Raw genomic sequence first — 12772 nt, forward strand, 5'->3', positions numbered from 1 at the left:
GCAGCATCATTTTCCGGCTGTGTGCTTTCGGCAACATAATCGGCAAGTCGCGGCATTTCCGTACCTAACTCATCACGAGATTTGGCAATACCCTCACGCATTCGTGTCAGCGGCAGCGACAACAAGCATAGACGCCGTTGGCAGTGATCAAACTGATTCGTTGGGTGAGTCGAAGCGCCCCTAACTACGGCGAACTTCGCACTAGCTCGCGAAATAGTCCGCCTTCACACCGCCTGTCATCGGTTCCGGCACACCGGTCGTTGCCGGATAGCTCAACGGCAAGCCCGCTAGCGAACGCACTGCCAGAAATGCAAAAGCCTGCGCCTCCATCGCGTCCGCCGACCACCCCAGCACATCTGCGCTCTCGACTGTCGCAGCAGACAATCGCTGCCGCAGCATATTCAGCATCGTCGGATTGCGTGCGCCGCCGCCGGTAATGATCCAGCTAAGCGGTGGCTTGGGCAACAGCGGCGCAATGCTGGCGATGGCCGCAGCGGTGAACGCTGTTAAGGTCGCTGCGCCGTCCGCTGGCGTAACGTCTCCAAGCACCAGTGCCGCAAAGTGATTACGATCGAGCGATTTTGGCGGCGCCGCCGCAAAGAACGGATTCTGCAATTCCTTCGCGATCCACGCATCATCGACACGCCCCTGCGCCGCCAGCGCGCCATCCGCATCGAATGGCTGCCCCGTTGCGCGTAACACGAAATCGTCGAGCAGCGCGTTGCCCGGACCAGTGTCGCAGGCGATCAACGCGGCATCGCCATCGATGTAAGTCACATTGGACACGCCGCCGATATTGACCACGGCAATGGGACCATCGCGATGCAGTCCTTGGGCCAAGGCGCGGTGATAGACCGGCACCAGCGGCGCTCCCTGCCCCCCCGAAGCCACGTCGGCCGCGCGCAGATCGTGGATCACCGGCAGGCCAACCATCCCGGCAAGACTCGCCCCGTCGCCAATCTGCACGGTGAGTCGATCGGCGGGACGATGCAGCACGGTCTGGCCGTGAAAACCGACAATGTCGATGCTGTCTCGTGCGATGCCATGATCAGTCAGAAACGCCTCGACGGCCTCGGCATGGGCCGATGTCACCACCCGCTCCGCCTCGGCCAGATTACCCGGCCTTATATCGCGCCGGCTCAATTGCACGGCGTCGGCCAGCGCCTGGCGCAACACGGCACGCTCAGCCTCGCTATATGGCCGATACCCAGACGGGCCGAACGACCCGACCCGTTCGCCATCGGTCTCGATCAGGGCGACATCGACCCCGTCCAACGAGGTTCCGCTCATCAGTCCGATCGCGGTCAGCATGTCAGGCACGCGGCAAGGCCCTCATTTCCGGTCAAAACTTGTGTCGAAGCGCCCAATCTTATAATGCCACAGGCACTTTGGGGCGGCCAGCACGCCCCTCACCTTGCCGCCAATCCATTGAGACAGCGTAAAATTATCCGAACCGAGCCGTAAACCGATGACCACCTACAAGTCCGATTTTCTCAACGTCCTGCAGAGCCGCGGCCTGATCCACCAGGTCTCCGATGCCGAGGCGCTGGATGCCGCCTGCTGTAAGGGACCGGTCACGGCTTATGTGGGCTATGACGCCACAGCAACCAGCCTGCATATCGGCAATCTGATCTCGGTAACCATGCTGTACTGGTTTCAGCAGACCGGACATCGCCCGATCACGCTGATGGGCGGCGGCACCTCTATGGTCGGCGATCCCTCGTTCCGCGACGACCAGCGACAATTGCTGACGGTCGAGAAGATCGCGGAGAACATCGAAGGCATCAAGAAGATCTTTGGCAAGATGCTGACCTATGGCGACGGTCCGACCGACGCTCTGATGGTCAACAATGCCGACTGGCTGCTGAAGCTGAACTATGTCGAATTCCTGCGCGATGTCGGCCGCCACTTCTCGGTCAACCGCATGCTGTCCTTCGACAGCGTGAAGCTGCGTCTCGACCGCGACCAGTCGCTGTCCTTTCTCGAATTCAACTACATGATCATGCAGGGCTACGACTTCGTCGAGCTCAATCGCCGCTATGGCACGCTGCTGCAGATGGGCGGTTCCGATCAGTGGGGCAACATCATCAACGGCGTCGATCTCAGCCATCGCATGGGCGGCCCGCAACTCTACGCACTGACCACACCGCTGCTTACCAAGTCCTCCGGCGAGAAGATGGGCAAGTCGGCCTCCGGCGCCGTCTGGCTCAACGGCGACCTCTTCAGCCCCTATGACTTCTGGCAATACTTCCGCAACACCGAAGACGCCGATGTCGGCCGCTTCCTCAAGGTCTTCACCCGTCTGCCACTCGACGAGATCGCCAAGCTCGCGGCCCTGGGCGGTTCGGAGATCAACGAGGCGAAGAAGATTCTCGCCACCGAAGCGACGGCCGTGGTGCACGGCCGCGATGCGGCAAATGCCGCTGCGGAGACGGCACGCAAGACCTTCGAGGAAGGCGCACTCGCCGAGAGCCTGCCGACCGTCAATATTCCGCAAGCTGAACTTGAGGCAGGCGTCGGTGTCCTCGCGGCCTTCGTCAATGCTGGTTTCGTCGCGTCGAACGGCGAAGCGCGGCGGCAAATCAAGGGCGGCGGCTTGCGCGTCAACGATATAGCGGTCACCGACGAGAAGATGATGCTGACCCCCGCGCTGCTGACGGAAGGCGTCATCAAGCTCTCGCTCGGGAAGAAGCGGCACATTCTGCTCAAGCCTGCATAGCCACATTCGTCCAGCGCACTTGTTCATGCACTGCGAAACGCGCTCCATGGCGTAGCTGTCGCAAACGCCATGAAGAAGAGCCAGATGGATTTGAAGACGCCCCAACGCACCGGACTGACTGTTCTCGGTGTCTGTTTCACGTTGTCCGTGCTGGGACGCGGCCTGCAGGAAAGCTTCACTGTCTTTCTGCTCCCGATCTCACAATCCTTCGGCTGGGACCGGGCCGAGGTCGTCTCGATCTATTCCCTCATCGCGCTCTGCGTCGGCCTCGCGGGACCGTTAGTCGGACGGCTGTTCGACCGCTCCGGTCCGCGCACCGTGTTCCTGACCGGCATCGCCTTGCTTGGTGGCTCACTGCTCGCGGCGGCCTATGCAGAGAAACTCTGGCAATTTCAGCTCGCGCTCGGTCTTTGCCTGGGTTTCGCAATAGCCTGTATCGGCAATGTGCCTAACTCCCTGCTGCTCGGACGCTGGTTCGGCAAGCGGCTGCCGACCGCGATGTCCGTCGTGTATTCGGCAACCGGCGCCGGCGTGTTGTTGATGCTACCTATCGCCCAGTTGCTGATCAATCATGTCGAATGGCGCGGCGCCTATCGCATCTTCGGCTTTGGCGTCCTCGCGCTGCTGGTGCCCTTGCTGTTTCTGCCATGGCGCAGGTTCGGCGCAGGCTCACCGCATCTTGAGAAACCGCAGACAAGCGAGACGCTCATCGACGAGGGCTGGACCCTGATTAGTGCCATGCGCCATCACGCATTCTGGGCTTTGTTCGGGACCTTCTTCTTCACCGCGATCGGCATGTATGCAATCTCGCCGCAAGTCGTTGCCTATCTGATCGATGTCGGCTTTCCACCGCTGCAGGCGGCGACGGCCTGGGGCTTCAGCGGCGTGGTGCTGCTGTTCGGCATGCTCGGCGTCAGTTGGCTCGACGGCGTGATCGGTCGACGGCCGTCCATTCTGTTCAGCTATGGCCTGTCGCTCCTTGGCATCGTCATGCTCTGGCTGCTGCAATGGTATCCGAACTATGCGCTGCTTACTGGTTTCGTCGTCTGCTTCGGCAGCATGATCGGCTCGCGAGGTCCGCTGCTGACTGCGACCGCAATGAAGATCTTTCGCGGTAAGCGGGTCGGCACGATCTATGGGACAATCACCTTCGGCAGTGGGCTTGGATCCGCGCTCGGTTCATGGACCGGCGGCCTGCTGCATGACTGGACCCAGAGCTACAACTCGCTGCTCGCCTTTGCTTTGATCAGCGTCGTGATCGGCATGATCCCGTTTCTCGTCGTCCCGGCATTGCGTCAATAGCGCGCAGACCTCTCAGCGCAACAGTTCGCACAGCGAACGACCTAGCTGAGTTTGTCAGCCTTCACGATTGGTAAGCGACTCGCTGGTATTTTTTTGCCAGTTCTGCACCGACTAGAGGTCAATATGAGTTTGCTTAGCCGTTTCACCATCCGCACCAAGCTCACCAGCATGGTGTTGGTGTCCGCAGCCTCCATCTGCGCCGTCATCGCGGTGGCCGCCTCGCTAAGCCAGAAGCGCATGCAGCAGGACCGCATGGAGCAGCTTCACACGGCGACCGACCTGATGCTCGGCATGGCCGAAAGCCTGCAGGAGGAAGTGGCGGCCGGGAAACTCAGTCTCGCCGACGCGCAGCTGCAGTTTCGTATGCGTGCGCGCAACATGACCTTCGGCAACAAGCAGGGCTATCTCGTTGCCTACCGTCCGGATGGCGTCATCCTCGTCAATGCCGGCAATCCCAAACTCGAAGACAAGAACACGGGCGCCAAAGACTCCAACGGCGTCCTGATCTCGAAAGCGATCATCGACGCCGGAAAGCAGAGCGCGACCGGTGGCATGACCTATTATCTCTATCCACGGCCAGGCCAGACCGAGCCGACCGCCAAAATGGTCTATGCGCGCCACTTCGCACCGTGGGACGCTACGCTCAGCTCCGGCCTCTATGTCGACGATCTCGATGCCGACGTGAACGCTTTGCTGGTCCGGCTGGGTTCACTCGGCGCTGGCGTGCTCGGCGTCATGGCGCTGCTGTCCTTTCTGATCGCCAGCGACATTCTTGGTGCGCTGCGCCGCCTGCAGGCACGCATGCACGCCATCGCCAATGGCGCACTCGACGAGAACGTCGGCGAAACGGATCGCGGCGATGAAATCGGCCGCATGGCGGAAACGCTGGAAATGCTCCGCCAGACGTCACTGACCGCCCGCTCCCTCGAAGCCGAGCAGGCTAAGCTGAAGCAGATGAGCGAAGCCGAGAAGCGCGACGCGCTGATCGCCCTCGCCGATCGTTTCGACTCTTCGGTCGGTCAGCTGGTTGGCCTGATGGCATCTGGCTCTACCGAGCTCGAGGCCACCGCGCAGTCGATGAGCGGCACAGCCGCCCGCACCAATGATCAGGCTGGCATCGTCAGCACTGCCGCCTTGCAGGCCAGCACCCGCGTGCAGACGGTCGCCGCGGCCGCCGAAGAATTGTCATCATCGATCGCCGAGATCGCGCGTCAGATGGCGCAGTCGGCCAAGATCACGACCCACGCCGTCGATAGCGCCCGCCGCACCGACACCATCGTTCGCGCCCTTGCCGACGGCGCACAGCAAATCGAGCATGTCGTCGAACTGATCTCGACGATTGCCGGCCAGACCAATCTGCTCGCACTCAACGCCACGATCGAAGCCGCCCGCGCCGGCGACGCAGGCCGTGGCTTCGCTGTCGTGGCGACCGAAGTGAAGAGCCTCGCCGGTCAGACCGCCGACGCCACCAAGGAAATCAGCACCCGCATCGCGCAGATTCAGAGCGCAACCAGGGAAGCCGTCGACGCGATCCAGGGCATCACCGCCACCATCGAGGAAGTCAGCGCCATCGCCACCACGATCGGTTCGGCCATAGAGGAACAAGGCGCAGCAACTGCGGAGATCGCCCGTAACGTGACCCAGACGGCGCAGGCCACGCAGGATGTCACCACCAATATCGGCGGTGTCACGGCTGCCGCACATGAGACTGGAGACGCTGCCGGTATGGTGCTCAACGCCGCCTCAGGTCTGTCGAAGCAGGCTGAGCAATTGTCAGGCGAAGTCACGACCTTCCTCGCAGGCGTGCGCGCCGCCTAAACACAGCGAACATCCCTTGCATGAAAGGCGCAGTCAGCAATGGCCGCGCCTTTTCTGCTTTCAGGCGCCTGCCCAAGCGATACACGCTGTCCTTTTCAAGATGCGCGTCGCAACAGGTGATTCATCATTGGTAAGCAGATTTGCGGTATTATTGTCCGGCTACCCACATTCAGAGGTCCAGATGAGTCTGCTCAGTTACTTCACCATCCGCACCAAACTCACCAGCATGGTGCTGGTGTCCGTCGCTTCGGTCTGCGCCGTTATTGCCGTCGCCGCTTCGCTCAGCCAGAAGCGCATGCAGCAGGACCGCATGGAGCAGCTCAAGACCGCGGCCGAACTGATGGTGACCCTGGCAGATGCCGTGCAGGAAGATGTCACCGCCGGCAAGACGAGCCTCGCCGATGCCCAGCTTCGCTATCGCGCGCTGGCCCGCAACATGAATTTCGGCAACAAGCAAGGCTATCTCCTCGCTTACAGATCTGACGGCGTCCAGTTTGTGAATGGCGCTAACCCAAAACTCGAAGACACGAACAGGGGCGCCAAGGATTCGAATGGCGTCGTGATGTCCAAGGCCGTTATCGAAGCCGGGCGTCAGACACCGACTGGCGGCAGTACCTACTATTACTATCCGCGACCGGGTCAGACAGAACCTGTCCCCAAGATGGTCTTCGCGCGCTACTATGCACCCTGGGACGTCACCTTCAGCATCGGGCTCTATATCGATGACCTCGATGCCGATGTGAACGCCTTGCTTGTTCGCCTTGGTTCTGTCGGCGCTGGCGTTCTCGCCGTGATGGCGCTGCTATCCTGGCTGATCGCCAGCGACATTCTCGGCGCACTTCGCCGCCTGCAGGCCCGCATGCATGAGATCGCCAATGGTGCACTCGACCAGAGCGTTAGCGAAACCGATCGCGGCGACGAAATCGGCCGCATGGCGGAAACGCTGGAAATGCTCCGCCAGACGTCGCTGACTGCCCGCACGCTGGAATCCGAGCAGGCCAAGCTGAAGCAGATGAGCGAGGCGGAGAAGCGCGACGCACTGATCGCCCTCGCCGATCGTTTCGACTCCTCCGTCGGTCAGTTGGTCGGCCTGATGGCTTCCGGTTCGACCGAGCTCGAAGCCACCGCGCAATCGATGAGCGGCACCGCCGCCCGCACCAACGATCAGGCCGGCATCGTTAGCAGCGCGGCCTCGCAGGCGAGCACCCGCGTGCAGACGGTCGCCGCGGCCGCCGAAGAATTGTCGTCGTCGATCGCCGAGATCGCGCGTCAGATGGCGCAGTCGGCCAAGATCACCACCCACGCCGTCGATAGCGCCCGCCGCACCGATACCATCGTGCGTGCCCTTGCCGACGGCGCGCAGCAGATCGAGCATGTCGTCGAGCTGATCTCCACGATCGCGGGCCAGACCAACCTGCTGGCGCTGAACGCAACGATCGAAGCCGCCCGTGCAGGCGATGCAGGTCGCGGCTTCGCTGTCGTGGCGACCGAAGTGAAGAGCCTCGCCGGCCAGACCGCCGACGCCACCAAGGAGATCAGCACGCGCATCGCGCAGATCCAGAGTGCGACCAGGGAAGCTGTCGACGCGATCCAGGGCATCACAGCGACGATCGAAGAGGTCAGCGCGATTGCTACCACGATCGGCTCCGCCATCGAGGAGCAAGGTGCCGCGACCGCAGAGATCGCCCGCAACGTCACGCAGACGGCGCAGGCTACACAGGACGTCACCACCAATATCGGCGGTGTCAGCTCGGCAGCCCATGAGACTGGCAATGCCGCCGGTATGGTGCTGAGTGCTGCGACTGGTCTGTCGAAGCAAGCCGAACAATTGTCAGGCGAAGTCACCACCTTCCTCGCGGGCGTGCGCGCCGCCTGAGCACGAACGACACCTCATGGAATGACAGGCGCGGTCAGCAATGACTGCGCCTTTTTCATTTCAGGACCTGACCGGAGCGGCGCATGCTGAACTCGCTTCAAGATGTGCAGTGCAACCCGAGATTTACCATTAGTAAGCAGGTTGACGGTATTATTATCTGGTCGCTCTCATGCCGAGGTCCAGATGAGTCTGCTCAGTAACTTCACGATCCGCACCAAGCTCGTCAGCATGGTCGCGGTCTCCGCCATCGCGGTCTGCGCGGTCATCGCGGTCGCCGCTTCGCTTAGTCAGAAGCGGATGATGGAGGACCGGATTTTGCAGCTCCGCACCGCCGTTGATCTCGTCACCGGCCTCGCGCAATCGCTGCAGGACGAGGTTGAAGCCGGCAAGATGAAGCTGCCGGAAGCTGAAGATCAGCTTCGCCTGCGCAGCCGGCGCATGTTGTTCGACAAGGGACAGGGCTACGTGCTCGCCTATCGCGCTGACTCCACCGTGATGGTCCACGGCACGCTGCCGAAACTCGAAGGCACCATTACCAACGGCAAGGATTCCAATGGCGTCCTGATCGCATCCGCCGTCATCGCCGCCGCCAACAGCAAGCCTGAAGGCGCGACCGCGACCTATCTGTATCCACGTCCCGGCCAGGATGAGCCCCGACCGAAAGTCGTGTTCGCCCGCAAATTTGCGCCGTGGAACGTCGTTATCAGTATTGGCGTCTATGTGGACGACCTCGATGCCGACATGAACGCCCTGCTGATGCGCCTCGGCGCCATCGGTGCTGGCGTACTCGCTTTGATGGCGCTGCTGTCGTGGCTGATTTCCAGCGATATTCTGGGCGCACTTCTCCGGTTGCAGTCACGCATGCATGACATCGCCAACGGCGCGCTCGACGCCAAGGTTGAGGAGACCGATCGCGGCGACGAAATCGGCCGCATGGCGGAGACGCTGGAAATGCTGCGGCAGACATCGCTGACGGCGCGGTCTCTCGAAGCCGAGCAGGCCAAGCTGAAGCAAATGAGCGAAACCGAGAAGCGCGAGGCGCTGATCGCTCTCGCCAATCGCTTCGACGCATCCGTCGGCCAGCTGGTTGGCCTGATGGCATCAGGTTCGACCGAACTCGAAGCCACCGCACAGTCCATGACGGGAACAGCCGACCGCACCAACCAGCAGGCTACGATGGTGAGTTCGGCCGCAACGGAAGCCAGCAGCCGCGTCCAGACGGTCGCATCTGCCGCCGAAGAATTGTCATCGTCGATCAGCGAAATCGCCCGTCAAATGGCACAATCGGCAAAAATCACGACCCATGCCGTGGACAGTGCACGCCGCACCGACACCATCGTGCGGGCGCTCGCCGATGGCGCACAGCAGATCGAACATGTGGTCGAGCTGATCCAGACCATCGCCGCCCAGACCAATCTCCTCGCCTTGAACGCCACCATCGAAGCTGCACGTGCCGGGGATGCCGGCCGCGGCTTCGCTGTGGTTGCCACCGAGGTGAAGAGCCTGGCCGGCCAGACCGCCGATGCTACCAAGGAGATTAGCACCCGCATCGCGCAGATCCAGAGCGCAACCAAGGAAGCCGTCGACGCAATTCAGGGCATCACCGCCACGATCGAGGAAGTCAGCGCAATCGCTACCACAATCGGCTCTGCCATCGAGGAGCAAGGTACAGCGACTGCCGAAATTGCCCGCAACGTGACGCAGACGGCACAGGCGACCCAGAACGTCACCACCAATATCGGCGGTGTCAGCTCGGCAGCGCACGAGACCGGCAACGCTGCGGGCATGGTGTTGAGTGCGGCAACGGGCCTGTCGAAACAGGCGGAACAACTGTCCGGCGAAGTCAAAACCTTCCTCGCAGGCGTTCGCGCGGCCTGACGCAGATATCCCTCAAGCTAGAAGGGCGCGGTCAGCAATGACTGCGCCCCTCGCTATTCTGGGAGCGACTGCCGGTCAGCGCGCGGTGAAGCCGCCGTCCACCGGCAGCGCAACGCCCGTGATGAAGGAGGCATCGTCCGAACCGAGCCACAACGCGGCATGCGCCACATCCTCGGCCTTGCAGAGACGGCCCATGGGCACCGCCGCCAACAGCTTGGCTTCGTTGGCCGCGGCTTCCGCCGCGACGCCCGAGCGGCCGGTGAAGCCGAGCTTCATCGGCGTATCTGCCAGACCCGGGCAGATCACGTTGACGCGGACCTGATCGGGAGCGAATGCCTGCGCCAGCGACTTGGTGAGGCCAACCACGGCGAATTTAGCAGCCGAATAGATCGGGCTCATCATCGAGCCGACGATGCCCGACACCGACGAGGTGAAAATCACCGAACCGCCGCCACGCTTGCGCATGTGCTTGATGACTTCGCCGGCCGCCAGCGTGGCGGAGGTGACATTGAGCGACATCGCGAATTCGTAAGCCGCGAGATCGAGATTCTCAACCCCGGCCGGCCCCGGCGTACCGGCATGAGCCCACAGGATGTCGATGCCGCCGAGCGCGGCAGCCGCGTCGTTGATTGAACTCTTCATCTGTTCGGTCTTCGACAGATCGGCTTGGATAGTGGTGAGCTCATAACCCAGCTTCTTCATGTCGGATTTGAGCTGCGCCAGCGCGTCCGCATTGACGTCGATGGCGGCGACCCTGGAACCTTCCTTGAGGAAGAGCTCGACGCCGGCGCGTCCCATGCCCGATGCAGCAGCGGTGACGGCGGCGAGTTTATTGGCGAGACGCATTCTGTTGTCCTTGTGGTGGGTTCGAAGTTGCAGTTCAGACAATGAAGAACGCGCAGCGCGGCGTCACCGACATCTGCGCGTTCTCATCGTTCGTTGTTGCAGCCGTTACTTGATCAGCGGGCAGCCGCCGTCTTTGAGCGGGCGGAATGCGGTATCGGCCGAGATCGTCGCCAGAACGTTGTAGTAATCGTACGGCTTCTTCGACTCAGCGGGCTTCTTGACCTGCAGCAGATACATGTCGTGCAGCACGCGGCCGTCCTCGCGCAGCGTGGTCTTGCCGAACAGCGGATCGTCGAATGTGCCCATATCGCGGATCGCCTTCACGACCGCCGCGCCATCCTTCGGCGAGCCGACCTTGGCGACCGCCTTCAGATAGGTGAGCGACGCCGAATAGGCGCCAGCCTGGTTCATGCTGGGATAGCGGCCGTTGTTACGCTTGGCGAAGCGCTCGCCAAAAGTGCGGGTCTGCTCGTTCAGATCCCAATAGAAGCCCTCAGTGAGCTGCAGACCCTGCGCCGTGTTGAGACCCAGCGAGTGGATATCCGAAATGAACATCAGCATGCCGGCGAGCTTCTGACCGGCCTGCACGATGCCGAATTCCGACGCCTGCTTGATCGCCTTGATGGTATCGCCGCCGGCATTCGCCAGCGCGATGACCTCGGCCTTGGAGGCCTGCGCCTGCAGGAGATAGGATGCGAAGTCGTTGGAATCGGTCGGGTGCTTGATGCTGCCGAGCACCTTGCCGCCATTGGCATTGATAACCGCGGTGGCGTCGCGCTCCAGCGAAGCGCCGAGCGCGAAATCGACCGTGAGGAAGAACCAGCTCTTGCCGCCGGCCTTGGTCATGGCATCGGCCGTGCCGTGTGCCAGTGCCCAGGTATCATAGGTCCAGTGCACCGAGTTCGGGGTGCAAGCCTTGCCGGTCAGGTCCGATGTGCCGGATGCCGTGAACAGCGCAACCTTGTTGAGCTCGGCCGTCAGCGGCGCGACGGCCAGCGACGTGGCGCTGGTTGGAATATCCACGAGAACATCGACGCCTTCGGTCTCGTACCACTTGCGCGCAATGTTGCGCGCGATGTCTGGCTTGTTCTGCGGATCGCCCTGGATCACTTCGACTTTGAACTTGTCCGCGCCCGGGAGCTTGTTGAAGTCCTCGACAGCCATCTTGGTGGCATCGAATGAGCCCATGCCGCCGATGTCCGAGAAAATGCCGGACATGTCGGCGAGAACGCCGAGCTTCACCGGCGTCTGCGCCGACGCGATCGGCGCGGACAACAGCCCGAGCGACAGCGCCAAGGCTGACACGGCAAGAGCATTACGAATGGTCATTTATTCCTCCCCTGACGAATTCCATGATTCACCCCGGGCAACGCGCCAGCCGGCGATCAAGCGAATAATTCTTGTTTATGAATTTATAAGACCTATACGTGAATTGTAAGTCAAGACCGGCGTTGTCGATGTGGATGGCTTTCAAAGCCATTTCAGCGATACAGAGGTCAACCAGACCGTGCGGAAACGCGGACAGCTCGCCATTCGTGGCGTACCCAAATGGAAGAACGAGAATTTCAATGCTGGTCAGACAAGCTGCCAACGTCCTGGAACTGATGGAGTATTTCGCCCGCCGCAAGCGCCCCGCGACGCTGGCCGAAATTTCGGACGACCTCGGCTGGCCACGTTCCAGCACGTTCAATCTTGTCGGCACCATCGCCGACAAGGGGTGGCTCTATGAGCCTCGTGCCCGCAACGGCTACTATCCCAGCCCACGCTGGCTCACCCTCGCCCGCACTGTTGCGGATGCCGAGCCGCTCCCGGACGCAGCTCATGCACTGGTCACCGAGATTGCCGACCGAACCGGCGAGACGACGGCCATCGCCGCCCTCGCCGGAACGTCCGCGATCTTTCTGGATGTCGTCGAGTCCACGCATTCGGTGCGCTACTTCGCCCAGATCGGCGACCGCGTTCCGGTCCATGCGAGTTCGGTGGGCCGTGCCATTCTCGAGCAGCATTCGCCTGAGGAACGCAAGGCGATCTATCGCAAGATCAAGTTCGAAGCCTTCTCCGAGACCACGCCGATAACGGCAGAAGCGATCGAGGACGAACTCAGAGAGGCCGCCGAACGCGGCTATCAGCAGAGTTCATCGGAATATATCGCCGACCTCGCGGGCGTCGCCGTGCCCTTGCCGGTGCAACATCGCCGATTGTCGCTGGTGGTTGCCGGTCCGACATCGCGTTGCTTTGCACGACGTCCGGAAACGGCCGCCATCATCCAGAAACTGATGCAGCGCTTCGCGTCCGAACTCGCGTCCGGCTAGGCCCCGCGCAACACGCGTGAA

General features: G+C 61.8%; 9 protein-coding genes. 6 read left to right on the forward strand and 3 right to left on the reverse strand.

All coding sequences use genetic code 11. From position 1 onward, the window contains the following. Nucleotides 1–201: 201 nt before the first annotated feature. Nucleotides 202–1311: an anhydro-N-acetylmuramic acid kinase gene (locus tag AB8A27_RS11365; RefSeq protein ID WP_441244888.1), complete on the reverse strand. Its 1110-nt coding sequence runs from the start codon at nucleotides 1309–1311 to the stop codon at nucleotides 202–204. 157 nt (nucleotides 1312–1468) lie between these two features. Here AB8A27_RS11365 and tyrS point away from each other — a divergent pair, with 157 nt between their 5' ends. The 5 genes from tyrS to AB8A27_RS11390 all read left to right on the forward strand — a co-directional run bounded on the left by tyrS (nucleotide 1469) and on the right by AB8A27_RS11390 (nucleotide 9593). Beyond that, the gene (gene tyrS / locus AB8A27_RS11370; protein WP_441241986.1) at nucleotides 1469–2719 is read left to right on the forward strand and encodes a tyrosine--tRNA ligase; all 1251 of its coding nucleotides are present in this window, start codon (nucleotides 1469–1471) and stop codon (nucleotides 2717–2719) included. Nucleotides 2720–2803: 84 nt separating this feature from the next. Then, nucleotides 2804–4021 (forward strand): MFS transporter, encoded by a 1218-nt coding sequence (locus tag AB8A27_RS11375; protein ID WP_441241987.1) that lies wholly within the window; start codon nucleotides 2804–2806, stop codon nucleotides 4019–4021. Between the two features lie 123 nt (nucleotides 4022–4144). After that, the gene (locus tag AB8A27_RS11380) at nucleotides 4145–5839 is read left to right on the forward strand and encodes a methyl-accepting chemotaxis protein (RefSeq protein WP_441241988.1); all 1695 of its coding nucleotides are present in this window, start codon (nucleotides 4145–4147) and stop codon (nucleotides 5837–5839) included. Nucleotides 5840–6020: 181 nt separating this feature from the next. Beyond that, the gene (locus tag AB8A27_RS11385; RefSeq protein WP_441241989.1) at nucleotides 6021–7715 is read left to right on the forward strand and encodes a methyl-accepting chemotaxis protein; all 1695 of its coding nucleotides are present in this window, start codon (nucleotides 6021–6023) and stop codon (nucleotides 7713–7715) included. Nucleotides 7716–7898: 183 nt separating this feature from the next. Beyond that, nucleotides 7899–9593 (forward strand): methyl-accepting chemotaxis protein, encoded by a 1695-nt coding sequence (locus tag AB8A27_RS11390; protein WP_441241990.1) that lies wholly within the window; start codon nucleotides 7899–7901, stop codon nucleotides 9591–9593. Between the two features lie 75 nt (nucleotides 9594–9668). Here AB8A27_RS11390 and AB8A27_RS11395 read toward each other — a convergent pair whose 3' ends face one another. Then, complete coding sequence (locus AB8A27_RS11395) at nucleotides 9669–10439, reverse strand: SDR family NAD(P)-dependent oxidoreductase (protein ID WP_441241991.1); 771 nt, start codon at nucleotides 10437–10439, stop codon at nucleotides 9669–9671. A 105-nt stretch (nucleotides 10440–10544) separates the two neighbouring features. Beyond that, complete coding sequence (locus AB8A27_RS11400; protein ID WP_441241992.1) at nucleotides 10545–11768, reverse strand: ABC transporter substrate-binding protein; 1224 nt, start codon at nucleotides 11766–11768, stop codon at nucleotides 10545–10547. A gap of 239 nt (nucleotides 11769–12007) precedes the next feature. Here AB8A27_RS11400 and AB8A27_RS11405 point away from each other — a divergent pair, with 239 nt between their 5' ends. Beyond that, nucleotides 12008–12751 (forward strand): IclR family transcriptional regulator, encoded by a 744-nt coding sequence (locus AB8A27_RS11405; RefSeq protein ID WP_441241993.1) that lies wholly within the window; start codon nucleotides 12008–12010, stop codon nucleotides 12749–12751. Nucleotides 12752–12772: the final 21 nt, after the last annotated feature.

Source organism: Tardiphaga sp. 768_D3_N2_1, from assembly GCF_052076105.1.
Lineage (GTDB): Bacteria > Pseudomonadota > Alphaproteobacteria > Rhizobiales > Xanthobacteraceae > Tardiphaga.